The organism is Candidatus Krumholzibacteriia bacterium (genome assembly GCA_035649275.1).
Lineage (GTDB): Bacteria > Krumholzibacteriota > Krumholzibacteriia.
In genome coordinates this window covers 44527-69697 of sequence record DASRJW010000150.1, presented here as the reverse complement: position 1 = coordinate 69697, position 25171 = coordinate 44527, and the positions used below count along the sequence as shown (strand labels likewise).

19 protein-coding genes are annotated in these 25171 nt (G+C 68.6%); 7 read left to right on the top strand and 12 right to left on the bottom strand.

The annotated features are described in order from the left end of the window. Nucleotides 1–5: 5 nt before the first annotated feature. Nucleotides 6–2123, bottom strand: a complete 2118-nt coding sequence (locus VFE28_17010) for a FlgD immunoglobulin-like domain containing protein (protein ID HZM17698.1) — start codon at nt 2121–2123, stop codon at nt 6–8. Beyond that, complete coding sequence (locus tag VFE28_17005; GenBank protein HZM17697.1) at nt 2120–2665, bottom strand: hypothetical protein; 546 nt, start codon at nt 2663–2665, stop codon at nt 2120–2122. Before VFE28_17005 ends, VFE28_17010 begins: the two co-directional genes overlap by 4 nt. 287 nt (nt 2666–2952) lie before the next feature. Between VFE28_17005 and VFE28_17000 the strand changes: the two genes are divergently transcribed. Continuing rightward, the gene (locus tag VFE28_17000; protein HZM17696.1) at nt 2953–5004 is read left to right on the top strand and encodes an FG-GAP-like repeat-containing protein; all 2052 of its coding nucleotides are present in this window, start codon (nt 2953–2955) and stop codon (nt 5002–5004) included. Between the two features lie 12 nt (nt 5005–5016). Here VFE28_17000 and VFE28_16995 read toward each other — a convergent pair whose 3' ends face one another. Together VFE28_16995 and VFE28_16990 are read right to left on the bottom strand one after the other, a co-directional pair. After that, nucleotides 5017–6369, bottom strand: coding sequence for an MATE family efflux transporter (locus VFE28_16995; protein ID HZM17695.1), 1353 nt, complete (start codon nt 6367–6369; stop codon nt 5017–5019). 28 nt (nt 6370–6397) lie between these two features. Further along, complete coding sequence (locus VFE28_16990) at nt 6398–7084, bottom strand: RNA methyltransferase (protein HZM17694.1); 687 nt, start codon at nt 7082–7084, stop codon at nt 6398–6400. 109 nt (nt 7085–7193) lie between these two features. On the opposite strand from VFE28_16990, the gene VFE28_16985 reads away from it, so the two are divergent. Then, on the top strand, nt 7194–8093 hold the full coding sequence (locus tag VFE28_16985; GenBank protein HZM17693.1) for a dihydrodipicolinate synthase family protein: 900 nt from the start codon (nt 7194–7196) through the stop codon (nt 8091–8093). A gap of 37 nt (nt 8094–8130) precedes the next feature. Here VFE28_16985 and VFE28_16980 read toward each other — a convergent pair whose 3' ends face one another. From VFE28_16980 to VFE28_16965, 4 genes are all read right to left on the bottom strand, one after another. Continuing rightward, nucleotides 8131–8478 (bottom strand): cupin domain-containing protein, encoded by a 348-nt coding sequence (locus tag VFE28_16980; protein HZM17692.1) that lies wholly within the window; start codon nt 8476–8478, stop codon nt 8131–8133. Further along, nucleotides 8475–9818, bottom strand: coding sequence for an NAD-dependent dihydropyrimidine dehydrogenase subunit PreA (gene preA, locus VFE28_16975; GenBank protein HZM17691.1), 1344 nt, complete (start codon nt 9816–9818; stop codon nt 8475–8477). The genes VFE28_16980 and preA overlap by 4 nt, the downstream gene beginning before the upstream one ends. A 101-nt stretch (nt 9819–9919) precedes the next feature. Beyond that, nucleotides 9920–11137, bottom strand: a complete 1218-nt coding sequence (locus VFE28_16970) for a metallophosphoesterase (protein HZM17690.1) — start codon at nt 11135–11137, stop codon at nt 9920–9922. Nucleotides 11138–11186: 49 nt separating this feature from the next. Then, the gene (locus tag VFE28_16965; GenBank protein HZM17689.1) at nt 11187–12284 is read right to left on the bottom strand and encodes a hypothetical protein; all 1098 of its coding nucleotides are present in this window, start codon (nt 12282–12284) and stop codon (nt 11187–11189) included. Between the two features lie 673 nt (nt 12285–12957). Between VFE28_16965 and VFE28_16960 the strand changes: the two genes are divergently transcribed. Further along, complete coding sequence (locus VFE28_16960; protein HZM17688.1) at nt 12958–14373, top strand: trypsin-like peptidase domain-containing protein; 1416 nt, start codon at nt 12958–12960, stop codon at nt 14371–14373. Nucleotides 14374–14394: 21 nt separating this feature from the next. On the opposite strand, the gene VFE28_16955 is transcribed toward VFE28_16960, so the two are convergent. Then, the gene (locus VFE28_16955; GenBank protein HZM17687.1) at nt 14395–17133 is read right to left on the bottom strand and encodes a FlgD immunoglobulin-like domain containing protein; all 2739 of its coding nucleotides are present in this window, start codon (nt 17131–17133) and stop codon (nt 14395–14397) included. A 365-nt stretch (nt 17134–17498) separates the two neighbouring features. Between VFE28_16955 and VFE28_16950 the strand changes: the two genes are divergently transcribed. Together VFE28_16950 and VFE28_16945 are read left to right on the top strand one after the other, a co-directional pair. Continuing rightward, nucleotides 17499–18440: a hydroxymethylglutaryl-CoA lyase gene (locus tag VFE28_16950; protein ID HZM17686.1), complete on the top strand. Its 942-nt coding sequence runs from the start codon at nt 17499–17501 to the stop codon at nt 18438–18440. Nucleotides 18441–18809: 369 nt separating this feature from the next. Further along, nucleotides 18810–19367: a hypothetical protein gene (locus VFE28_16945; protein HZM17685.1), complete on the top strand. Its 558-nt coding sequence runs from the start codon at nt 18810–18812 to the stop codon at nt 19365–19367. 123 nt (nt 19368–19490) lie between these two features. On the opposite strand, the gene VFE28_16940 is transcribed toward VFE28_16945, so the two are convergent. Beyond that, complete coding sequence (locus VFE28_16940; GenBank protein ID HZM17684.1) at nt 19491–20924, bottom strand: ammonia-forming cytochrome c nitrite reductase subunit c552; 1434 nt, start codon at nt 20922–20924, stop codon at nt 19491–19493. A gap of 52 nt (nt 20925–20976) precedes the next feature. Next, nucleotides 20977–21432 carry a cytochrome c nitrite reductase small subunit gene (gene nrfH, locus VFE28_16935; GenBank protein HZM17683.1) on the bottom strand — a complete coding sequence of 152 codons (456 nt, stop codon included), beginning with the start codon at nt 21430–21432 and terminating at the stop codon, nt 20977–20979. A 356-nt stretch (nt 21433–21788) separates the two neighbouring features. Here nrfH and VFE28_16930 point away from each other — a divergent pair, with 356 nt between their 5' ends. Then, nucleotides 21789–22931 carry a hypothetical protein gene (locus VFE28_16930; GenBank protein HZM17682.1) on the top strand — a complete coding sequence of 381 codons (1143 nt, stop codon included), beginning with the start codon at nt 21789–21791 and terminating at the stop codon, nt 22929–22931. Nucleotides 22932–23255: 324 nt separating this feature from the next. Then, nucleotides 23256–23483: a hypothetical protein gene (locus VFE28_16925; GenBank protein ID HZM17681.1), complete on the top strand. Its 228-nt coding sequence runs from the start codon at nt 23256–23258 to the stop codon at nt 23481–23483. A gap of 77 nt (nt 23484–23560) precedes the next feature. Here VFE28_16925 and VFE28_16920 read toward each other — a convergent pair whose 3' ends face one another. Beyond that, nucleotides 23561–25102: a fused MFS/spermidine synthase gene (locus VFE28_16920; protein ID HZM17680.1), complete on the bottom strand. Its 1542-nt coding sequence runs from the start codon at nt 25100–25102 to the stop codon at nt 23561–23563. Nucleotides 25103–25171: the final 69 nt, after the last annotated feature.

Below are 25171 nucleotides of genomic sequence, written 5' to 3'. Positions count from 1 at the left end.
CGCGCTCAACGCAGCAGGACGGCGCGCTGCGTCTCGCGCCCTTGGGCGCAGTCGAGACGTACCCAGTAGATGCCGGAAGCGGCATCGCGACCGGCGTCGTCACGACCGTCCCAGTGCAAGACGCGCGTGCCGGCGGGGAGGGTTTCACCACGCACCAGCGTGCGCACGACGCGACCGCGCAGGTCGTGGATGCGGAGCGTCACCGGGCCGCTGGTAGCCAAGTCGAAGCGGAGCTGGGTGCGCGGGTTGAAGGGGTTGGGTTGCGGCGGATAGAGAACGAGCCGCAACGGCGCCGCGGCGACGATCTCCCAGGGACCATAGAAGGTGCGCTGGCCGTCGGACTCCACGCCGACGAGGCGATAGAAGTAGTGCTGCTCCGGCTCTACCTGGGCATCGACGAACTCGAAGAGTTGTGGCTCGCCCGCACCGCTCACGAGCGGCGCGTCGTTGCGGCGCGCCCAGGGACCATTGCGCTGGTCGGCGCGCTCGACGTCGAAGTGGGAAAAGGTCGCATCCGCGGCCGCCCGCCAGGCGAGGCGCACGCCCGCCGGGCTGGCGCTGATCTGGATGTCGCTCACCTCGACGGCCACGGTGATGTTGACGCGAAGATCGTACGAGCCATAGGTGTCGGGATCCGTAGGAGGGGGGGGACGGCGGCGCACCTGCAGGTACACCGGCCCGCTCAGCGAGGCCGTCCAGGCGATGCGGGAGGAAAGATCGGTGGGTGACTGGTCGTCGTTCTGGGCGAGCAGGGTGGTGCCGTTCGAAGCCCACAGCCGCATCTCGGTATCGGTGCCGCAGGGCAGGTTCCGGGTTTCGAAGACGTACATGCCGCCGAGAACGGCGTCGAACCGCGTCCAGTCCGAATCCCCGGCGGGATAGATGGTGTGATGCGTGGTGCCGCTCTGGATACCGCCGTTCCGGGCCTGCACCAGGGAGTCGTCCTGCTCGAAGGTATCGTCGTAGAACTCCATGCCGCGCGCGGCGAAGACCTGGCGCATCTCGGTCTCGGAGTCGTGGCCGCGGAGGAACCAGCCGTCCCAGTAGTCCTCGATGCTGATCGTGCTCACCGTGGGTTGCGGCAGGTAGTTGATCAGCACGTCCCAGAAGCTCTCGCGCACGCCGGCGACGCGCATGGGATCATCGTCGGTACTCGGTGTGGCGTCGGCTGTGGTGGTGACGTCATAGGTGTCCCATAGCGTCGCGTTCACCGTGATCTCGTTGCCACACCCCGGGATGCCGTAGGCCGGGGTCTCCACCGTGTAGCTCAGGAGCACGCCCCCGGGGCCCGGCTGGCCCGAGGTGTCGACGTAGAGATCGGGGCGGCTGTAGCCCTTCCAATCGCGCACCAGGTTCTGCAGGAAGGTGGCATAGCCCTCGGACCAGGAGAGCTGCAGCACCAGGCAATCGTTGGGGCCGTGCGAGTCGGCAGGATTGTCGCTGGCGGCGAGGACGAATTCGACGTAATGGCCGAACTCGTGCAAGATCACCGAATCGTCGTAGCCGTCGGAGTCGGTGCTCTTCCCGTAGAGATAGATGGCGCGGTTGCCGGCATCGTAGAACGTGCCGATGCCGCTGCCTTGGTTCCAGTAGAGGGTGAGGGACTGGGAAGCGTTGGGTCGCCCGCCGTTCAAGGCGGCGACGAAGTCCATGCCGTCGAGGGCGCAGTCATAGACGTTGAAGGGGTCGCCGCCCGCTCCCTGGTCCGCCACGATCGGGTTGGCGGTGAAATCGATGTTCTGCGTCGAGCCATGATTGTTGTAGGTGGTGGCGACCGCGAAGATGGCGCTCGTGCCCGTCTGGCGCACGGTGATGAAGAGATCGCTGGTGTGTGCCGATGACGTCCGCACCCGCACCGTCAGGTTGCGGGTCACATTGTCGACCACCTGGAGGGTGAAGGTGCCGGTGCCGTCGGTGGCGCCGCTGGCGAGCAGCTGCTGCGTGTTGGCGTCGACGACTTCGACATCGGCGAAACGGATGGGCCGGTTCGGTTCGCTGCCCGTGAAGCCCGAGAGATTGAACTCCCGATCCTTGTACTGGAAGGTGCCGCGCACCTGGTAGTTCGCCTGCGCCGGCAGGGCGACAGTGAGGGAAAGCAGCGCGGCCGCAGCAATGCGCCTCATCGGCGTTCTCCCGGCGCGGTCGCGGACGGCGTGCCTTGAAACTGCAGGAGATGCTCGCCCGTGGCGGGATCCTCGAGCAGCTGGCCGGTCTCGGCTGACAGGCTCTGCAGGTTGCGCCCGGCGGGGGCGAAGCTGGCGAGGCTCCGCATGTTTGCGCCGGCGGCGCCGGCAACTTCGAGGGCGGCCCACACGGTCACCTGCGGCGAGCCGGGGGCGAAGGCGACCTCCGCGAAGTGCGCTGGACCCGGCCGGAGCGTGCCGCGCCAGACCTCGCGGCGCTCGGCCTCGCTCGCCGACCACATCCACACCACGGCCTCGTGCTCTCGATCCAGGGACTGGAGCTCGAGGCTCCAGCGCCCTGTGCCTGCCGGTTGGATCTGCAGGGCGAGGGGAACGGTGGCTTTGCAGGAGGATCCGCTCGAGGCGCCCGCCGCGAGCGGGGAAGCGAGCGGCGGCGAGACCGGGATCGGTCTCTGCGCCCATGCGAACACCCCGGCGAGCAGCACGGCGGCGGCCGCGGCGAACGTCCAAGTCCGCTTCATCTTGTCACCTCGGGGCCAGGACGGGCGGGATCGTCCCGGTGCGGCGGGCAGTGCGACCGCACCATGCGAGAGCCATCTACCCCATCTTAGCATCGGGGATGCCACGGGTCCAGAAATCGGCCGCAAGGAACGATGGAGAAACTGCGCCCGCTCGGGTGCACGGAGGCTTCGCTTGGGGCGCGACGCAGGGCCCCTTCTATGGGAGAATGCCCCCGCTTCGCGCCGCGGGCTGGCAGGCATCTTGCCCGCGCCGTTGCGACGTGACCCGTGGGTCGGGAGGTTGGGCGTTGGGCTGCCGTCGCGTGCACCTCTGTCTCCAGACGTTACTCATCGTTGTCGCCGGTTGCTCCCGCGCTCCGGACGACCCGGAGTCCCGCTACTGCACCGTAGTCCGCGCTCGCGCCCTCTTCGAATCTGGAGAGGCGAAGGCGGCGCAACGACTGCTGCAACGCGTGGTGGAGGCGGAGCGCCGGCCGGAGGCGTTGGTCAACCTGGGATTGGTGCAGCGGTCTCGGCACGAGCTCGATGACGCCGCCCGCTCCTGGTCGGCGGCGCTGGAGCTGGATCCGGCGGACGTGCGTGCCTTGGTGTATCTGGCGTCGCTGCGTCTCGAAACGGCAAAGACCTCGCCGCGGCAGAGCGCCGCAGCGCTCCACGAAGCGCGCACCTTGGCGGACCGCGCCGCCGGTGTCGAGGCACACAACGCCGCGGTGCAGCGCTTGTTCGCCCAGGTGCTGGAAGCCCAGGGGGACACGGCAGCGGTGCGGTCGCGCCGCGAGGCCGAGCGTCTCGATCCGGGACGGGGTGGTGCGGCGGCGCAGGTCTACGGCCTCGGACAGCTGGTCTTGCCACAGTTCCGGCATGCGCCGCACTTCACGCGCACACCACCGCGCTTCGAGGCGAAGCGGGTGCAGATCCCGGCCACGATGGCGGTGGCGGTGGATCTCGATCACAACGGTCTCGAGGACGTGGTGCTCGGCGGTTCCGGAGCCTACTTGCGCGCGGACTCGGCCCGCGCCGAAGCCGACGTGCCCTGGCTGCCCGTGGACTTTCTCGAGGCGCCCGCCTCGCTGGTCGCCACGGGTCCCTTCGATGCCGACGCCGCCATGGACCTCGTCACCCTGACGGGCGCCGTCACCGATTCACTGCACACCACGCCGGCGCGGCTCTGGATCGTGCACGGTGGCCCGCGGCCACGTTGCAGCCCGCTCGGCGAGTTCACCGGCGTGTCGCACCTAGAGCCTTTGGATGCGGACCACGATGGCGATCTGGATGTGGTGCTGGCGGTGAGCGAGCAAGTCGGGCTGCTCTTGTTGCGCAACAACGGCAATGGGGACTTCGCTGCTCCCGAGGCCCTTCCCGGCTGGGGCGACCTCGGCCCGGCCCGGACTGCGCTGGCGGCGGATCTGGACGGCGATGCGGCCATGGATCTGCTCTGCCTGGATGCGTGGGGACGGGTGCGCGTGCTGGGGGCGCGAGCCACCGGTGCCTTCGCGGAGATCACCATGCTCACTGGGTTGTGGGGTCAGCGCGCCCGCGCTGCGGCTTGCGCCGACATGGATGCCGACGGAGACGACGACATCCTTCTCGGTGACGACGAGGGATTGTGGCTGTGGCGCAACGAAGGCGCCGGACACTTCGAGCGTGCGGCGGCCTACCGCGAGGTGCTCGCGGCGTGGACCACCGATCCCGAGCGGGGTGTGCCGGTGGCGGCCATTCACGTCGCCGATCTCGACAACGACGGTCTGGTGGACGTGGTGACGCAGCACTTCCCGGCGGCGCCACCGGTGCTGGCGGTGGCGAGCGCCACGCCCGCAGGCGGCGAGGACACCGCGCCCCACCTGCGCCGCATGGAGCCGCTCCTCGAAGTGCCGGGTGAGACGCAGCTGGCGCTGTGGCATAACGAAGGCGATGCCCTGCTCTCGGACGTCACCGTCCGTTCCGGGGAAGAGCACGGAGCCTTGGGGCCAGCGCCGCTCTGCAGCGCCGACTTCGACGGCGATGGGGATCTCGATCTCGTCGGCACGACTGCCGACAGCACCTTGGTCTTCCTGTGGAACGTGGGCGGGAACGTGGGCCGCGGCCTCGAGATCGAACTCGAGGGTGTCTCCCGTCCCTCGGCCTGCTTCGGTGTCCGGGTGGAGCTGTACGCCGGGACGCAGGCGGCGTCGGTGGTCCTGCGCGGCCCCGTGGGCTGGCTCGGCATCGGCACGGCGCGAGAGGCCGACGCGGTGCGCATCCTCTGGCCCGATGGCAGCGTGCAGTCCCATCTCGATGTCGCGCTGCCCGAACGTGGCCGCTTGCATCTCGTCCGCGGCGGCCCGCGCTTCCCGTCCTGAGATTCCGGCGTGTCAGGCGTCGAGTGCTTGCATCGCTTGCAAGCGGTGCTCGCGCACGCGGTGGTGAAAGCGCAGCGCCAGCGTCACCCCCACCAGCGTCAATCCCAGCGTCAGTCCCCACCACAGGCCGCGCGGCCCCCAGCCGAGCGGGAAGGCGAGGGCCCAGCCGAGCGGCAGGGCCACGAGCCAGTAGGCGACGGCCGACACGAGCATGGGAAAGCGCGTGTCCGCGGCGCCGCGGAGCGAGCCGATGGCGATGACCTGGGTGCCGTCGGAAAGTTGGAAGGCCGCACCGACGAGGAGGAGCGACACCCCCATCCCCACCAGTTCGGCGTCGTCGGTGTAGATGCGGACGAAGAACTCCGGGAAGAGCGCGAAGCAGAGCGCCGCGACCGCCATGAAACCGACGCCGAGGGTGCCGGCAGCCAGAGCGGCGCGCCGCGCTCCCGCCACATCGTGCCGACCGAGCGCCTGGCCGACGCGGACGGCGGCGGTGGCGGAGCATCCGAGTGGCACCATGAAAGTGGTGCTGCAGAGATTGATGGCGATTTGGTGTCCCGCCAGCTGGAGCGTGCCGAACCAGCCCATGAACATCGCCGTGCAGGCGAAGACTCCCACCTCGAGACCGAACTGACCACCGGCCGGCAGACCGAGGCGGGCGAGACGCAGCAAGAGCTTCCGGTCCGGCGGCCACGGCGGCAGGTGGGTGAGGTAAGGCCTGAGATGCCGGCGGCTGAAGACCCAACCGGCGAGCAAGAGGAACATCGCCGAGCGCGCGATGGTGGTGGACCAAGCGGAGCCGGTGGCTCCCAGGGCGGGCGCGCCGAGGTTGCCGTAGACGAGCACCCAGTTGCCGAAGACGTTGAGCAGGTTGGCGAAGATCATGACGAAGAGCGCCGGCCGGGCGCGGGAGAGACCTTGCATGAACTGGCGCAGCACGGTGAAGAGGAGGAAGGGGAGGACTCCCGGAGCGATGGCGTAGGCGTAGTGGCTCGCGGCGTCCACCAGCTCCGGACTCTGGCCGAGAAGCCGGAGCATGGGCCGGGCGCAGGCGATGAGGAGGAGCGCCGGCAGCGCCAGGACCACGGCGAGGAAGGCGCCATGGTGCATGACGCGGCCACACTCGGTGAAGCGCCCGGCGCCATAGGCTTGCGCCACCAGCGGGTCCAGGGCGGAGAGCGTGCCCAGGCAGACGATGAGGATGGTGAAGGTGAGGGCGTTGCCGAGAGCGACGGCGGAGAGAGGTTCGGGCCCCAGCCTCCCCACCATGATGGTGTCCACGATGCCCATGGCGACGCTGCCGACTTGGGTCAGCACCACCGGGATGGCGAGGTGCAGCGTGTCGCGGAGTTCTCGACGGAACATGGGTACTTTCGTGCTGGTGTCGGGGCTCTCAGGTCTTGTGGCGATCTACGGGGAAGACGGGAGATGGCGCCGGTGGATCGTCCAGGCGGGAGCGATGGGCGCGCTCGAGCACGGCACTCCCGTGGGCGAGCGTGTCGTACCAAGCGGCGCGCAGCTCCGCCTTCTCGGCGGCGTCGAGGTCGCCGGGTGCCTCGGCGACGGTGCGGTGCAGGAGGAGCCGATCGTAGACGACGAGCGCCGCGGCCACCGACAGATTCAGGCTCCCGGTGAATCCCGAGGTCGGGATGACGAAGCGGGCGTCGGCGACGTCGAGCCATTCCTGGGAGACGCCGGATTGCTCGTTGCCGAAGACGTAGGCGGCGCGTTCGTCGCGCGGCAGGGCGGCGAGCGGCAGCGACTCGGGGCTCAGGTGGCTGACGTAGAGGCGATAGCCCTGGGCACGGAGCGCCACGATGGCGCACGCGGCGCTGTCGTGTCGTTGCAGCGTCAACCAGCGTTCGGCGCCGCTCGCGACCGCCGGGTTGATCTCTCCGCTCGCCACATCGCCCCCGACCAGGTGTACGTCCTGGATGCCGAAGGCTTCGCAGGTGCGCAGCACGGCGCTCACGTTGTGGCGGTCGAGGGCGTCCTCCAGGACCAGCGTGAGTCGGCGCCGGCGCGCGGCGAGGACCGCCTCGGCACGGACGAGCCGTCGCGGCGACACATTCGTGGTCACGGCGTCTCCCTGGGCGCTCGTGCCGGTTGCACGGTAGGGCCGCTTGCGTTCATCCTGCAGTCTACACGACGCCGCTGCGGCGGGAATTGCGGTCGTCGAGGAGGGTGCGATGGGCTTGGCACGGGAAAGCTGCAGCGGCATCTGGGTGCCTCTGGTGACGCCGTTTCGTGACGATGCTCCCGATCTGGAGCGTCTCGACACCTTGGTGCATTGGTTGCTGGCGCGGGGGATCCGCGGCTTTCTGGCGCTCGGGACCACCGGCGAGGCGCCGCACCTCGGCGAGGACGAGGCGGCCGTGGTCTTGCGCGCCGTGGTCGCGAGCGTCGCTGGGCGCGTTCCGGTGCTGGCCGGCTGCGGCCGGCCTTCGGCGCGCAGCACGCTGCGGGCCATCGAAGCGGCAGCGCAAAGTGGCGCCGATGGGGCGCTCGTGCTCACGCCGTTCTACTATCGCAAGCAGCTCGGACCGGAGGCGCTCGTCGGTTTCTACCACGAGATCGCCGCCACCGCACCGCTGCCGCTCTTCGTCTATCACCTGCCGCAGGTGACCGAGCTCGACCTCGACGCCGATCTCCTCGGCCGCTTGCTGCAGCATCCGAACATCTGGGGCTTCAAGGACAGCGCCGTGGAAGGTGGGCCCCTGGCAGCGACGCTGCAACGGGCCGAGACGCTGGGTTTCACCGGGCACGGCGGCGGCTTGCTTCCGGCCCTCGATGCTGGCGCCTGCGGCGGGATCCTGGCGGTGGCGCACGTGCTCCCGGAAGCCGGGGTGGCGGTGTACGAGGCGCAGCGGGCCGGGCAGCGCTCGGAAGCGGAACGGGCTCAAGCGGTGCTGACCGCTCTCGTCACCGCCTGGCGCGGCCGGGGCATCGCCGGGGTGAAGTGCGGTTTGCGGCAGCGCGGCCTCGACTGCGGCGAACCGCGCCGGCCGCTCGAACCCTTGCCGGCCACGATGCAGGCTGCCGTGACCGCGGCCGTCGAAGCAGCAGCGCGCGCCGGTTACGTCCGGTAGGTCTCGCTGCCGTCGCCACCCACTGGCGGCGAGAACCTCAATCCTCGAGGCGCTCGATCGCGGCAGGCAGCGTGACGAGAAGCGTGCAGCCGGTGGCGCTCGCCGGTCGATGTGCCGAGCCGGGAGCGTGATAGACGTAGGTGTGGGCGCCGTAACTGCGGCCGCCGTCCTGCACCGTTCCTTGCAAGACGAAGTACTCCTCGCCCTCGGGATGACGGTGCGCCGGGTAGGCGGCGCCGGCGTCGAACTGCAGCAGCAAGGTGATGCCGCGCCTGCCGGGATGATGCCGCAGCACTTTGTAGTGCACTCCCGGTGCGTCGGCGAACGGACGCCAGTCGCGGCGGTCGGTGTCCACGATCTCCGGCTGCAGCTTCGGTGCACTCACAACGGGCGGCTCGCCTGGCGCTCGTTCCAGGTCTGGGGCGGCAGGCCGGTGTCCAACTCGACCATGGTGATGCAGTTCGGCACCGGACAGACGAGCATGCAGAGGTTGCAGCCGACGCAGTCGTCTTCCTTCACCCAGGGAACCCGCCGCTCGCGCTCGGCCTCTCCCAGCACCCCGTGCCCGGTGACGAGATGCGTCACCGGTTCACCGCGCACCTGGAAAGGCACGGGCACCGCGGGCTGCTCGCCGTTGCCCACGTAGATGCACTGGTGCGCCGTGTCCTGGCAGGCGACGTAGCAGAGCTGGCAGCCGATGCAGGTCTTCGGGTCGATGCGCGCCACGATCTTGTAGTGCAGATCGAGATCGCCCCAGTCGCGCACGCTGGGGATGGCGCGGCCGCGGAAGTCCTCGATGCGGGCGAAGCCGTGATCGTCCATCCACTGCGAGAGGCCGTCGACCATGTCTTCCACGAGGCGGAAGCCATAGTGCATCACCGAGGTGCACACCTGCACCGAGGTGCAGCCGAGGGCGATGAACTCCGCCGCGTCGCGCCAGGTGGAGATGCCGCCGATGCCGGAAATCGGCACGGCGCAAGCCGGGTCGCCGGCGATCTGCGCCACCATGTTGAGGGCGATGGGTTTCACCGCCGGGCCGCAGTAGCCGCCGTGGCTGGAGCGGCCGCGCACTTTCGGGCGCGGGGTGAAATCGTCCAGGTCGATGCTGGTGATGCTGTTGATGGTGTTGATGAGGGAGAGCGCGTCGGCGCCGCCCTGCACCGCGGCGCGGCCCGGATAGCGCACATCGGCGACGTTGGGGGTGAGCTTCACGATCACCGGAGTCCGCGCCACCTCCTTCACCCACTCCACGATCCGGCAGGTGTACTCCGGCACCTGTCCCACGGCGGAGCCCATGCCGCGCTCGCTCATGCCATGGGGACAGCCGAAGTTGAGCTCCAGAGCGTCGGCGCCGGCGTCCTCGGTGCGCCGGACGATGTCGTGCCAGGCCTCGCGGGTCGATTCGACCATGAGGGAGACCACCAGGGCGTGCCGCGGGTACTGGCGCTTCACCTCGGCGATCTCGCGCAGGTTGTCGGCGATGGGGCGATCGCTGATGAGCTCGATGTTGTTGAACCCCATGATGCGCTCGCTGCCATAGTCGACTGAGGAGTACCGCGAGCAGACGTTGACGATGGGCTCGCCCACCGTCTTCCACACCGCGCCGCCCCAGCCGAGGTCGAAGGCGCGCTTCACCTGGTCGCCGGAATTGGTCGGCGGCCCGGAGGCGAGCCAGAACGGATTGGGTGCACGGACACCGGCAAACTGGATGCTGAGATCGGCCATCGCGGCCTCCCGAATGCGACTCCCCCAGTGTAGAAGCGGCGGCGCGCCAGAGCAACCGAGCTTGGTTTGAGGGAGCCAGAAGCGCCCGCGGGCCTCGCGACTCAGGGGACCTTGGCCGGCGCCTGGGCGCCGAGCCAACCCGACCAGGGACGCGACACGCTGCCGCCCTCGCCGACCTCCACCACTTCGAGCCGGGCGCGGCCATCGTGCAGCAGATCGAGGCGCATGAAGCCGGGGTGCGGCGAGGCGCAGATCGTGTCGTCGCCATACGACACCGGGTCGGGCCTGGCGATCGAGCCCGCACCGCTCACCAGGGCATAGCGCACGCCGCGCTGGCCGGTGAGCACTTGCAGATTGTGGTCGTGGCCGGCGGCGAAGGCGAGGGGCGGACGCTTGACGAACGCCTGCTCCAGCTGCGCCAGCATGTGCTGATAGTGCGAGTTCGAGAGGTCCTGCCGCACGCCGCCGGACTGGCGATAGAGGGGATAGAGGGAGCCGAGGCCCGGCAGCGGTAACCAGAGCCAGCTCACCGCACGGGTGAGCGGGAAGAGGTGATCTTGCCAGGTGAAGAAGCCGCCGTGCCAGCCGTGCGAGGCCACCGGATAATGAGTGGCGACGACCACGGTTCTCTCGCCCGCATCGGCGAGCACGCTGTCGAGGGCGGCGACGAAGCTCGCCTCGGTGCCGCTCTTGCAGTCCGGAGCGGCCGGGGTGGCGAACTCGTCCTGGATCCACCAGGTGCTGTCGAAGACGACGAGGCGCAAGCGCCTGCCGAGGTCGAAGCTTTCCGGCCCGGGGCAATCGCCCGCGGGCCGGTACTCGAGACCGGGCACGCCGAGGGAGGCGATGTACGCCGCCTGGCGCTGCACACCCTCGCGGCCATCCAGATGGTAGTCGTGGTTCCCCGGCACGAAGAGACCGCGGGCGCCGCTCCGGCGCACGACGTCCGCCTGCCGGCGCAGCACGGCTTCGGCCCGCGGGCGGTCGGCGGCACCTGCAGCGGGGAGACCGTCGGGGTAGACGTTGTCGCCGAGGAAGACGACGAGGGTGCGCGCCGGAGCGCGGGAAGCCTCGGCGCAGAGCGCCTCGAGCACCGGCTCGGGCGCCGCGAGCTCCGGCTTGCCCGCATCGCCGACGAAAAGAAGGGTGCAATCGACGGAGTCGACCGGCGCGGGGGTGACCGACAGGGCTCCCGGAGCGACCCAGGTGTGGCGGAGAGCGCAACCACTCGCGGCAGCGAGGACGAGACCGGCAGCGGCGAAGAGCGCCAGCGCGATGCGGGCGAGGCGAGCGGCCGGGCGGCGACGCGACCGCTGCATGAACACCTCCGCTCGCTCCGTCATGGGGGAGGAATGCGGCGGACGCGGTTCAGACGCGGGTGCGCGCCTGTGGGGCAGCCGGCTTGAGCTTCAGACCGCGCAAATAGCGGCGCAGATCGTAGCGCCAGACGAGGCGCTTCATGCCGCCGTCGTCGAGATGCAGCTCGCTGGCCAGCCGATACAGCACGTCTTCGATGGTCTCGCTGTCCTTGGCCAGACTGGCGCAGCGCATCTTCACCTCGAAGCGAGCGCGATCATCCACTTCCTTGAGACAACCGAGGTCTTCGAGCAGCTTCTCGCGGAAGAGCAGGTCATCGAGGCGTTCGCGCAGGGTTGCGGTCTCGATGCGCTGGCGCTCTTCCTTGCGTATGCGCGTCACGTGGGGCATGAGATCGAGCTGGTCGAGCAGCTCCATCAAGGTGCGCTTGTTGCGCCCGAGAACTTCGGCGACCCGGTCGAGCCCGCCGCGATACTGCGCCACCACGCGGGACACCATCTCCGCCGTGGGCAGGGCTTCCTTCGGCGAGAAGGGCCGTGGTGTGGATTCCTGGAACAACGGGATGGCGAGGCCGCGATCGGTGCCGCCATTGCCGCGCAACGGCATCGGGGGCCCGCTCTCCTCTTCCTCTAGATCCGGCGTTTCCTCCGGCTCCAACTCCATATTGGGCTCGAACTCGTCCTCGCCCAGCGGGTGCCCGTGGCGTTCGGCGGCGCGGATGCGTGAGCGCACCGCCATGTAGTGGCGACGACACAAGCCCTTGGCGTAATGGGCTTCGCTGCAACCCGCTTCGTGGCAGACCTTGCTCACCGCGCGGGCGCGGGCCGGACGCTGCGCCTCGGGATCGAATTCACCGCCGGCGGCGACGGTGCGCCGCATGATGCGGTAATGCGTCTCGCAGAGCTGTTTTGCCAGCACCGGTGCAGCGCACTGCGGTACCAAGCAAGTTTCGTCTGGCGAGCTCGACGGGGCCATGACTTCCCGGCGCTGCGGCACCTCGACCACGGCTGCCAGAGTGCGGCGCGAAGGGCTGCCGTCCACGCCGGTGCGACCGGAGGCCACGGCTTCCGCCACTTGACGCCAGGTGGCATGCATCGCCGCCAGATCACGGCGCAGCGGTTCGAGCGCTTTCTCCAGGGCGGCTCCCATGGCGGCCGCGAGTTTCTCCTGCCTTTGCGCTTCCTGCACTGCGGGAACGGGCGCCGTTCTGCTCTGTGGCTTGGTTGGACGAGGTCGCTTCGGAATGGCCGATCACCCCTGTTTGTCGCAGCGCGGGCGTGTCCATGTACCGGAGTACGCACGAGCACTGCAGCACTTGTGGTTCACAACGCTAGGAGTTGCAAAAAAGAGTCCACTCGCAGAGAGCGGCCACTTCGACGCGCCACTCTAGTCGCCCTCCGCAACCCAACGCAAGTCCCTTCCGCAGCCCTGCACCCCTTGAGTTACGCATGTCTTGGGCGAGACGATGCGCGCGGCGGCTGCCGCGGCGCTCACGAACTGGAAAGGTAAAGTCCCACGGAGATGATAGCAGAAGCAGCGGGGAGCGCCAGCAGAAAAATGAATTTCCTGGTAACCCCTGATCAATCGGGCCGGGGGAGCCTCCAGGGCGGCCGCCGGCGGGGCAGAAGGCCCGAAAAGGCAGCGCCTTGCCGTGGCTGCGCTTCCGGTCCATCCTCCCTCAGGGCGCGCCCCAGGCGCGCCCGCGTCTCACGGTCGGCGTTACGGTGACGGATGACACCGTCTCTGCTGCCGGTGGCGACAGCGGCAGCACACGACGTTTCCACCGCAGCGCGGCGCCAGCAGCGGCGCCGGGGAAGTCTGCATGTCTATGCAACATCGCCGCGCACTCGTCCTGCTCCTCGGCCTCGCCGCCAGCGCGGGCCTCGCCCGCGGGGAGCCCACCGGGCTCGACCTCGTCCGCTTCAGCCATTCCATCGAGACCTTGGCGGAGGCGGTGCGGCCGGCGGTGGTGCAGGTGTTCGTGAGCGGCTACAGCGGGCGCGGCGGCATCGTCGAGGCCACCGGCGACCTGCTTTCGCTGCAGCGCAGCACCGGTTCCGGCGTCATCCTGGGCAAGGATGGATACATTGTTACCAACGCCCATGTGGTCAGCGGAGCGCGGCGGGTGCAGGTGCGCCTCGCCACCGCCAGCAAGGGGCCCGCGGCGCCGCGCTCGATCCTCTCCGCCGCGGGCGAGATGCTGGGGGCGCAAATTGTCGGCATCGACACGGAAACGGACCTGGCGGTGTTGAAGGTGCCGCGGACGGACTTGCTCGCCCTGGAGCTCGCCGATTCGGACAGCGTCCGTGCCGGCCAGCTGGTCTTCGCTTTCGGCAGCCCGTTGGGGCTGCAGAATTCCGTCACCGTCGGCGTGGTGAGCTCGGTGGCGCGGCAGCTGCGCGACGAGGATCCGATGATCTACCTGCAGACCGACGCCCCGATCAACCCGGGCAACAGCGGCGGTCCGCTGGTGGACGCGGAAGGCCGGGTCATCGGCATCAACACCCTCATCCTCTCCCGTTCCGGTGGCAGCGAGGGCATCGGTTTCGCCGCGCCGAGCAACATCGTGCGCAACGTCTTCGAGCAGCTGCGCGCTTCCGGCACGGTGCGCCGCGGCAGCATCGGCGTGCAGGCGCAGACGCTGACCCCGACCATGGCGGCGGCGCTGGGGCTGCAGCGGGACTGGGGCGTGATCCTGGGGGACGTGCTGCCCGGGAGCCCGGCGGAGAAGGCGGGGCTCAAGGTGGGCGACGTGGTCGTGAGCGTGGAAGGCAAGCCGATGGAGAACGGGCGGCAGTTCGACGTGAACCTCTACCGCCTGCGCAGCGGGCAGAGCGCGACGCTCGAATACTTGCGCGGCGGGGAGACGCGGCGCGTGCAGGTGGGGATCGTCGAGCGGCGCGATGTCGCCGGCGAGCTCCTGCCGCTCGTGCATCCCGACACCCACGTGGTGACGCAGCTCGGGATCCTGGGCCTCGACATCACGCCGGAAGTGGCGGCGCACCTGGAGGGGTTGCGGCAGACCCAAGGCGTCGTCGTCGTCAGCCGGGCTGCGGATGCGCCCTACCTGGATCTCGGCCTCCTGCCGGGGGACGTGATCCACCAGATCAATGGCCAGCCGGTGCGCACGCTGCAGGAGCTGCGGCAGAAGCTCGCGGCCTTGAAGCCCTTAGCAGCCGTTGCGCTCCAGGTGGAGCGCAACGGCCTGTTGCAGTTCGTTGCTTTCGAGCTGGAGTAGTTTCATCTCCGAGCTCGAGCCTCAGCGCACGAGCAGCAGCGAATTCGAGCGCCGGCGGGCGACCTCGTCCACGCGGTAGAAGTACACCCCTGAGGCCACGGTGTTGCCGCGGCGATCGGTGCCATCCCAGCGCAAGCGCATTTCCCCGGGACCGGCCATGCCGTCGAGAAGCGTCGTCACCAGCCGGCCGCTGGCGTCGAACACCCGCACCTGCACCGGGCCGCGGGCGTCGAGAGCGAAGGAAATGGTGGCGCCCGAGGCGGGTGCCGGATTGGGCCAACTGCTCAAGCGCTGTTGCGAGCCCTCGGAGGGCGACGGGCCCGTCGCTGTGACCGTGGGCTGCGAGCTGGCATTGGCGGGATCCGAACCGGCGGCGATCTCCGTGCGGTCGGGGAAACCGTCCTCGTCGCGATCGATGCCGATGCGCGTGCCGCTGCCCGACGGCACACCCGTGAAGGTGAAGCTCGTGCCGGGCACCACGAGGGCCAGGAGGTCCTGGGTGGAGAGCGAGTGCTCGGCGCTGTGATCGGGGCGGAAGAAGCCGTTGCCTTCGTAGAACCAACCACGCTGGAAGCCGCCGCGCAGCCCCTTCACGACGACGTCGCAGTTCCCGAGCCCGACCTGTCCCAGCATCGTCTGCAGCCAGGCGTTGAAATCGCTGCTGTTCTTCGTGGTCACGTCGACGCTGCGCTGCGCGCCCACCGACGGCGCCATGCCGGTGTCGAAGGCGAGGAGGAACGCTTCCATGTCGCGCCGGGCGGTGTCGTTGGCGAAGCTGAAGCCCGGGAACTGCAGGAAGTCGAAGAGCGTCGGGCTCGAGCCATCGTGGATGAAGCCGAAGCCGCGCTTCTTCTCCCCCGGCGTGCCGGTGAAACCGGTTTTCTCGTAGAGGTTGCGCAGCTGCGGGATCTTCATGTCCTGCGATTCTTGCAGGGCGAACCGGTTCACCAGCTGCCCGTTCGTTCCCGTCGGCAGAGCGTGGCAGTCGGCACAGCGGAAGGGTCCGTCGAGAGGAGCCCCCACGAAGAGATCGTGGCCGCGCTGGGGGCTCGGGCCCACCGCGGGATTGGGGAAGGAGCGGTCCAAGTTCTGGTTCGGGTTCGGCGGGTCCTGGACGGTCATGATGAAGTTGGTGAACGACTGCATGTCGCCGGCGGACAGCTGCGCGTTCCTGCCCATGAGGCTGATGAAGGCGCCGTTGAAATCGGCGAAGCCGGCCCGGTCGCCCCGCCAGTGCAAGGGCTCGGTGCCGTTCAAACCGCGCAGCGTCTGCGTGGTCATCGGACCCTTCATGGGATGGAAGTTGGTGAGCAGCGGATCGAGCTGGTTTTGCGGCGGGGGCTGCGAGGAGCCGTTCGGGTCGCCGAGATCCCAGGCGAGGTGATCCATGTCGCTACCCGCATGGCAGGAAGCGCAGGCGAGATCGCCGTGGCCGGAAGAGAGACGGCCGTCGTAGAGGAAGCGGCGCCCGTTTTTGATCACCGACGGGCTCGGATCGAAGAGCGCCACGGTGGAGAGCACTTGGCGCGTGTCCGTGTTCACCACCGAGAGGGAGTTGGTGAAGCGATGCAGCACGTAGAGACGGTGGCGGACCTCGTCGAGGGCGAGGCCGCTCGGGCCTTCGTTGACGTCGATGCGCGCCATGACCTGACCGGTGGCGTTGAGAACGCCCACCTTGGCGGAGCCCAAGGCGGCGACGTAGACGAGGGCGCCATCGGCGCTGAAGACGAGAGCGCCGGGCTGCGACAGGCTCTGGTCGATCTCCGACTGCGGCCCCGGGGTGACGGCGTAATTGATGTGCGGGTTCAGGTCCACGAGGGTCGGGCTCGACGGCGCCGCGGGGTCGACGATGGCGACGCGGGTGCGGAGGAAGCGGCCGCGCAGGTTGGGCTCGAAGCGAATGTGGTTCAGGGCGTCGGTATTCGTCACCCAGACCGCTCCGGTCACCGGGTGCACGCCGAGATCGAAGAGGATCGTGCCCAAGTGGTCGATGTAGGTGGGCACGGGCACCGCGGCGTTGGCGTCGAGGACGGCGACATCGTGGTCGGGCAGGGTGTACGGGTGGGTGTCGCTGAAGCTCCTATTGAGCTCGTCCCGCCAGGCGCCGTTCAGCCAGCGCAACACCAGGCCGACGTTGGGCCGCCCCGGCGGGTTCGGGCTCGGCAGGCCGCCGTGGGCCACCACGTCGTCCTCGCCGGCGACGGTGGTCTGGTTGCCGCTGGCGAAGATGCCGGCGTAGACCGTGCCGCCATCGGGGCTCACCGCGAGCGCCCGCGGATCGTTGCCGAAGAGGGGAACGACGACCGGCGGCGTCGCCAGGTTGGCGGGATCGTAGATCTTGATGGCGTCCTCTTGCGAGACGCAGACGAAAGCACGCCGCGGCGAGCCGGCGAAGACGATGTCCGTGGGCTCGTCGCCCACGCTGAGCGTGGCCACCACGTTGCGGGCCGCGAGATCCACGATGCTCACCGAGTCGGAAACGTGATTTGCCACCCAAACGTGGGTGGCGTCCAGCACTGCCACACCGACGGGCTCGAGCCCCACGGGGACCTCGAAGGCCAGGGTCGCGCCCCCAGCGGAGAGATCGAACACCGCCAGGCGGTTGTCGGGGGTGTTGACGGCGAACAGCCGGTTGCCGTCGGCAGCGAGAGCGAGCGGGTGGACGTGCTGGCTCTCGAAATTGACGAACGCCGCCAGGGTCGGGCTCGTCAGACTGGAAACCAGGAGGAAGCTCAAGGCGATCCGAGGAAGCGGGCGCATGCCTTCGGCTCCAATCGCGTGCTGTTTCTCGAGCGGCGGAGAGAATGGTGAAAGAGAGAATCTGCACCGCGCAGGGATCCGCGGGAGGATCGCCCGCGCCGACTGCCAACAGCATAGCGCACTCCTAGGTGCGATCGAAACCCGGTTTTCGCCAGCGCCGGCAGCGTCGCGGCGGTGCCCGTGCAGAAAGCGCCTGCGTGGGCCAGGCCTTGTGTGGCGGCAGCTCTTGCGCCGGAGAAACGGTTTCACCTCCTTAGGGGAAACCTGTAGGAAACGCGAAGGTTTTGCGCGGCGCTAGAGTTCTGGGGGCTTCGGTCGAGGCGGCGAAGAGACTGCTAAGATAGACGTTTAGAAGAAAGGAAGGTATGAGCACCGGTTTGCCTGGACGCGTAACGCTGGTCGAGGTGGGGCCGCGGGACGGCCTGCAGAACATCGATACCGCCCTGGACGCGCCGTTCAAAGCGCGGTTCGTCGAGGCGCTGGCGGCAGCCGGGCTCACCGTGGTGGAGGCGGGAGCCTTCGTGCAGCCTCGGGCCGTGCCGCAGATGGCGGACAGCGACGAGGTGTACCGGCAGCTCGTGCGCCGTCCCGGCGTCCGCTACCCCGCCCTCGTCCCCAACGAACGCGGTCTCGACGCGGCGCTCGCCTGCGGGGTGGAAGAGATCGCCGTCTTCACCGCCGCGAGCGAGACGTTCAACCGCAAGAACATTCAGGCCAGCATCGCCGAGTCGCTGCAACGCTTCCAGCCCGTGGTGCGCCGGGCGCGCGAGGCGGGGTTGCGCGTGCGCGGCTACGTCTCCACATGTTTCGGCTGCCCCTACGAGGGCCCGGTGCCGCCAGAGCGCGTCCTCGAGGTGACGCGGGACCTCTTCGCGCTGGGCGTGCAGGAAGTTTCGCTCGGTGACACCATTGGCGTCGCCGTGCCAGCACAGGTGGACACGGTGCTCGACATCGTGCTCCCGGCCTTCGCGCTGGGAACCATCGCGCTCCACTTCCACGACACTTACGGCATGGCGGCCGCCAACGTGCTGCAGGCGCTCCGCCACGGGGTGCACGTCTTCGATGCCTCGGCGGGCGGTCTCGGCGGCTGTCCCTACGCGCCAGGAGCGACGGGCAACGTCGCCACGGAGGATCTGGTCTACCTGCTGCACGGCATGGGCATCGAGACCGGCGTGGACCTGGAACGTCTCGCCGATGCTTCGCTCCTCGTCGAGGCGCGTCTCGGGGTACCTCTCCCGTCGCGGGTGCTGCGGGCCTTGGTGGCGGCGCGACGCCGGCGGCGCGGTGGCACCGCAGCGAGTGCCTAGCGTCACGAGTGCCTAGCACGGGACCCGAGCGTCACGTGACGAACCCAGCGCCCTTGGGGAGTTTGGCCCAAGGCGCGCTCCCCACATTTTGGTGAAGACGCCCACAAAGCGCGGAAAACGGTGCCGCGAGCGCGCCGAACCCCCGGTTTCTTGACGCTCCATCCATCCGATGGTTACGCTTATTGTCAATTGGGAACCCGCATCGTGACCTCCTGCGCCCCTGGTCTCGCTGTGGCCGATCACCTGCCGAGGAACGGCTGGGGCGGCGACAGTTCCCAGGTCCGAAAGCCCCCGAAGACGAGCCCTCTCCGCGGTAGTGCACCCGGCACCTGCCGGCAGTGTGATGCCACGGGACCAAGGAAGGTTGCGATGAAGACAATGCTGACATCGGTTTTCGTGGCGCTGGCACTCGCGGCCACTCTGGGTGCGAAGGTGGCGTCGGCGAACGTGGCAGTGCAGCTGGAGATCAAGAACCAGAGCACGAACACCGCCGGCCACTTCGTCAGCGCCACCACGGGACAAAAGGTGAAGTTCGCCGCCACGCTGAAGAGCCTGGTCGGGAAGAAGGCCACGGGCGTGGTCACGCTCCGGGCCAACGTGCCCTCGATTCCGGGCTGCTCGGTGACGGAGACGCGCACCGTGACACTCTCCGGACACGAGGTGAAAAACGAGTGGATGGCGGGTGTGGTGCCCACGGGCCGCTCCGGCGTGCTGCTGGTGGACATCTCGGCCACGGTGAACGGAGTCACCGCCACGGACCATGCGGAGCTGACCTTCGGCCCGTCGAAGACGGCCGGGATTTCGGACCGCTGGTTCAACCAGGCCTACGTCCGCCTGCTGGTCAAGGGACTCATGATGGCCATCACGAGCGACGAGACCCAGCCCACCAACACCACCATGGGGGCCGTGAAGCTCCTGTTCCGGTAGCCGCCGGAACTCCGGTAGCCACACACCAGGATCAACGCTCTTGGGCGCCGCGGCGCGAACGCGGCGCCCTTCGCTTTCGTGGAGCTCGCGACGCCGGTTGCAAGGCAGGCTTCCTTCCGTGCCTCACTTCGAGGTCGAGCCCGTGACCGGTCGATCCGTAGCAGCCGCGGCATCCCGCAGCGCGATCTGCCCCTGACGGCAAAGGTCGATGGATTGACCCAGAATGCGCGCCGCCTCCTGCGGGGCGTGGAAGCCGCTCGAGTTCTCCGCCTCGACGAAGTCGAGGAGGAACTGCCCGCGCCGCTGCAGGCGACGCGCCGCCTCCAGCTCGGCGTCGCTGCGTCCGGCGTCCCGCGCCGCCCGAAGATCGCCGATGAGCGCCACGAGGGCGTTCATGGCCCGGTTCCGCAAATCGAAGTTGCGTTCCTGGATGGTCTCGACGCGGTCGCGGATCTCCGCTTCCGGCCAGTTGTGGCACTGCTGGCAGGCGCGGTTGATGTTGAGGATCGGGCTCCGGACGTGGTGGTCGCTGATCTTGAGCCCCCCGACCCGGAGGTACGGCATGTGGCAGTCGGCGCAGGTCACGCCGGAGCGGGCGTGGATGCCCTGGTTCCACATCTCGAACTCCGGATGCTGCGCCTTGAGGACCTCGGCGCCGGTTTCGGCGTGTACCCAATCCTTGAAGCCGACGGAGTCGTAATAGGAGAGGATGCTGTCGGCTTGGAGGCCCTTGAACCACGGATACACCAGCCGCTTCTCCGGCCCTCTGAAGTAGTACTCCACGTGGCACTGGCCGCAGACGAAAGCGCGCATCTCCTGCCGTGTCGCCATCTTGTTGACGTCGTAGTCGGCCACGCCCCTCGATGCCTGGAAGGCACGGATGCCCTCGATGAAGCCGGGCCGGGTGACGCGCAGCGCCATCGTGGTGGGATCGTGGCAGTCGATGCACGACACAGGGTGCTCGACGAGCTTCCGCGCCTCGGCGAAGGGCATCTGGTTCATGCGCTCGAAGCCACGGATGAGATCGCCATCCCCGAGCTTCTTGTACGGGACGTACACCGAGGCGTGGCAGTGCAGGCAGGTGCCCGGTTGCTTGGCGGCGATCTGGCGCTCGGTGTAGGTCTGGTCCACCAGCATGTAGGCGTGGCCGCGCTCCTCGCGGAAATCGCGCGCGAAGGCATAGCCAGCCCACATGGCGACGAGCCGCGGATCCTGCTCGAGCTTCGACTGCGCCACCACCGAGCGGGGGTCGGCCGCCGTCGGCGTGCGCGGCACCGCCTCGCTGCCGCCGAAGCGCGTGCGCTGCTGATCCACGGTGCGCCGGTAGAGGTCGTACTGCAGGGGGAAGTTGCGACCCCAGACCTGGGGGTCCGTGGTCTCGTCGTCGAGCTCCACGACGCGATAGAAGGGATTGCGTGCCTCCTGCTTGCGCTCCACGATGCTGATCAGGAGCGCCATCACCCCAGCGCTCACGAGCGCGGTGACGCCAGCGGTGAAGAACAGAGTGGCGCGCCGCGGGTGGCGCGCTCCTTCCGGGGCCGGGGGCTTCGCGGTCATGCGTACCACCTCGGCAGTCGGGGTCGCTGCATGCGGGACAACTCCAATCCCTTCAACGCGCGTGTCCTACACCAGCGTGGCAGCGCACGCAGGAGACTTCGCCGCTGTGCGCTGCTGCCGGCGCGTCGATGGCTTCGACCACATCACCATGGCAACGGCGACAGGCGTGCTCGGTGATCTCGAGGTTGTGGGGCTTGATCTGCAGCACGTCCGGGAACCGCCGCGAGGTGAAGGCGAAGGAGTGATGGTAGCCGTTGGAAGCCTTGGTGGCGACCTTGGGGAGCAGGGCGTGCGGCGTGTGGCAGTCGTTGCACACCGCCACCGCGCGGTGGCTCGACTTGAGCCAACCGTCGTAGTACTCCTGCATGACGTGGCAGTTGGCGCAGGCGGCGGGGTCGTTGGTCAGGTACGAGGCGCCCTTGGCGTAGACGAATGTATAGATGCCGAGACCGGCAGCCAGGCCCAACAAAGCCCCGAGCACCATCGTTTCCGCGACGCGACCCTGCATGGAACCTCGAGTCCCCCAAGCCGTGAAGTTTCAAGGCCCTAGGAGAGCGAGAAGGGGAGCCGAAGTCAACGGGGGTTTAGGCGGGCACGCCCTCGCCGGTGCCGGGGCCCCCAGGCTCGCGCCCGCCCTCCGGATTCGTTCCGAGGATCGCATCGTTCCCATGGTGAAAACCTTCACGAGCGTTTTGGGCCCCGGGAGATCGGGGTTTCCCTCATGAGGAGTCTGCGAGTGAGAGCGTGGACCGCGGCAAACGAACGATGTCCAACCACTTCCTGCTTGACGCTTCGAGGGGCGGAGGGGTGAAATTCATGCGACCCCTTCTCCGCTTCCCTTCTCCGTTTCGCCAGGAGGATGTGATGCACAATCGTTCCGCAGCACGGTCCTGGTCGTGGTTGGGCCGTTTCCTCGCCTGCATCGCCATCGCCGGTCTGGTATGGGTGGGTTGCAGTGAGGTGTCCGACCAACCCACGGCGCCGGCGACGCCGTCCGTCCAAGGCAGCGATAGCGACGCTCTCCCGAGCAAGCTGCAGCAACGCGTGCTCGAGGTCATGGCGGTGCAAGACCGCCACACGCAGCAGCTGATGCAACTTCCCGATGTCGTCGGCACGGCTACGGGTCTCGACGCGGCCGGAGCCGTGGTGATCAAGGTGTACACGGAAAGACAGGTCGCCGCCTCGAGCTTGCCCGCGGAGCTGGACGGCGTCCCCGTCGTCCAGGAAGTCACCGGACGTATCGTGGCGTTCAAAGGCCCGGGCGGCGGTGTCAGCCACACGGCGCTACAGACGCCACCCATCCAGCTCGGCACCTCCGGCGGCTGGAGGTTCGATCTGGCGAACGGCTTCTGCTGCGGCGGCACCCTGGGGTCCCTCGTCCAGACGGGTGGCACGCAGTACATCTTGAGCAACTATCACGTCTTCCGCTCGGACATCGTCAACGGCGGCAACGGCCGGGTGGCCACGAACGGTGACCCGATCATCCAACCGGGGCTCATCGACGTGGGCTGCGTCGCGGCCAACGCGCAAAACGTGGCGACGCTCGCAGGCAGCGCCTCGCTGCCGGGAAGCAATGTCGACGCCGCCATCGCCGCGGTCATCCCGGGCATGGTGCGGACGGACGGCGCCATTCTCGAGATCGGCACGCTCTCGTCCCAGACCGTGGCGGCTTCCATCGGCCAGAAGGTGAAGAAGAGCGGCCGCACGACGGGCCTGTCGCGGAGCTCTGTCGACGGCTTGAACGCCACGGTCAGCGTCGCCTACGACAACGAGTGCGCCGGCGGTGCTGCGTTCACCAAGACCTACTCCGGGCAGATCATCATCGGCAACCGCGGCAGTCGCTTCCTCGCTGGAGGCGACTCGGGGTCGCTCATGGTGGAAGATGTGAACACGGACCCCCGCGCTGTGGGACTGCTCTTCGCCGGCAGCTCGTCCATCGCGGTGGCGAACCCCATCGGGCAGGTGCTCACCTGGATCGGCGGCGGTGCCACGATGGTGGGCAACTGAGTGTTTCCGGTCGGCGCCACGCGCCGGTGACGACGGCACCCGTCCACGCTTCCGTGGACGGGTGCTTCGCTTTCGCGTTCCCCGCCGCTCGCTTTCGTGGTCTAGTGCGAGAGGCGGCCAGGAAGCGACGTGGCTGACCCGCCACGTGGCCTCGGAGGTCGGCCCTTGGGCGGAGAGCGGGAACGGCGAGCGAGTGGATGCCGGTGGTCCGCTGCTACGGTTCTCGTCGTGCTGCTCTACGGCTGCGGTGGCGAGAGCGATCGGGCCGGGCCACCCAAGGTCGCAGCGCCAGCGGACACGGTCGCCGCCGAAGGGAGGCTTCCCATGCGGCCCATCGAGCAAGTGCAAGAGGCGCACACTCCGGCGCTCATGAAGCTCGAAGGTGTGGTCGGGACGTTCCTCGGCGAGACCGCGGACGGCAAGCCCTGCATCAGGGTCATGGTGATCCAGCGCACCCCCGAGCTGGAAGCGAGAATCCCCAAGACGCTCGAGGGCTACCCGGTGGAGATCTTCGAGTCCGGGGAGATCCGTCCGCTCCGCCAGCAACATTAAAAATAATGCCCACAGCTCACAAAACGGGCCGCCCACTGACTCCCACAGCTCAGGCTTCCAGGGCCGAAGCTCGACCCCTACCAGCTCGGGCCACCCTGGCGGAAGAACTCGTGCAGCGATCGGCGCGCTACGCGGTTCACTGACTCGGCCCACAGCTCGATCGGATTGCGCTCGTCGGTGAGGATCGGAACGCCCGCGGTCTCGGGGCGATAGCGGTTTTCCCAGGCGTGGTTCTTTTGCAAGACCTGCCAGTGCAGGGCAGGATCGTCGAGATAGTCCTTGGGGTGCGGGACCGCTTCGTCCGGTAGCTCGAGCGGGCGGCGCGCCCCGAGGAGGATCACGTTCCCGAGCGTGTTCGGCGGTTCCGCTGTGGGGAGCGCGGTGATTTCCGGGAAACTGGTGGCCATGGTCGCCGCGATGGCGGCGAGCAGCGGGTCGTCCCAACGGCGCGTCTCCACGTTGACGGCGAGGATCCCTTCCGGGGCGAGACGCGCCGCCACGAGAGCGAACATCTCCTGCGTCACCAGATGAAAGGGGATGGAGCTGCTGCCGAAGGCGTCGAGGACGATGAGGTCGTAGGACGCGTCGCTCTCCCGCAGGAAGCGCCGGCCGTCCTGGCAGATGACGTTGCACTGGGCGGTGCGCAGATCGAAATGTTTGCGCGCCATCGCGATCACCCCGGGATCGATCTCCACGGCGTCGATGCGCCAGGCATCGGCGGCATAGTCCTTCACCACGGCGCCGCCACCCAGGCCGACCAGGAGCAAGCGGCCAGGGCGCGCGAAGAAGAGCTTCGCCAGGCCGAGGGCGGGCACGTAGCGCTGTGCCGGCAACCAGGTGTTCGCCTCCATGGCGGTGTGTACGCCGCCGTCGAGGAGCAGGTAACGGATGTCGTTCTGCTCGAGGACGCGGATCTCGGCGTACGGGGTGTCGAGTAGCGCCCGCAGGCCGCTCTCCGGCGCCGCGCCCTCGACGGCGCTGCGCCAGGAGAAGCCACCGAGGACTCCGAGCGCCACGACAGCGCCCATGCCGGTGCGGGCGCGTCGATCCGCGACGAGGGCGAGTGCGGCGCCGCCGAGGAGGAGGAAGCCCACGAGCAACAGGAGCCTCGTCACGCCCACGAGGGGAATCAGGTAAAAACCCGTGCCCAGCGCCGAGAGCACGCTGGCCAGGGTGGAGAGGGCATAGAGATCGCCGGCGGTGCGCCCGACGGCATCGAGACGCGCCACCTTGAGACGCACGGCGTAGGGGCTCACCATGCCGAGACAGACAAGCGGCGGCGCGAAGAGCAGAAGCGCGGCGGCGAGCACGGCAGCGCGGAGACCGAGAGTCTCCAGGGCGCCGAGAAGGGGATGGCGGATCCAGGGCACCAGGAGGATCCAACCGCCAGCTACGGCCAGAAGCACTCCCAGACGCGACAGGCGCGGGCCCCGGTCGGCCCAGCGCCCGCCCAGAGCGTAGCCCGCGGCCAGAGCCGCCAGGGTCACGGTGATGAGCGCCGACCACAGGAAGAGGCTGACGCCGTAGAAGGGCCCGAGAAGTCGCGTGCCCAGGATCTCGATGGCGAGCACCGCAGCACCGGCGATGGCGACAACGGCATACAGTGCGAGCTGCGTCATGGGCGTGCCTTTCGCCCCTGTTGACATTCGGAACCACGCCACTATGCTCGTAGGCGGTTTTTCCGTCCA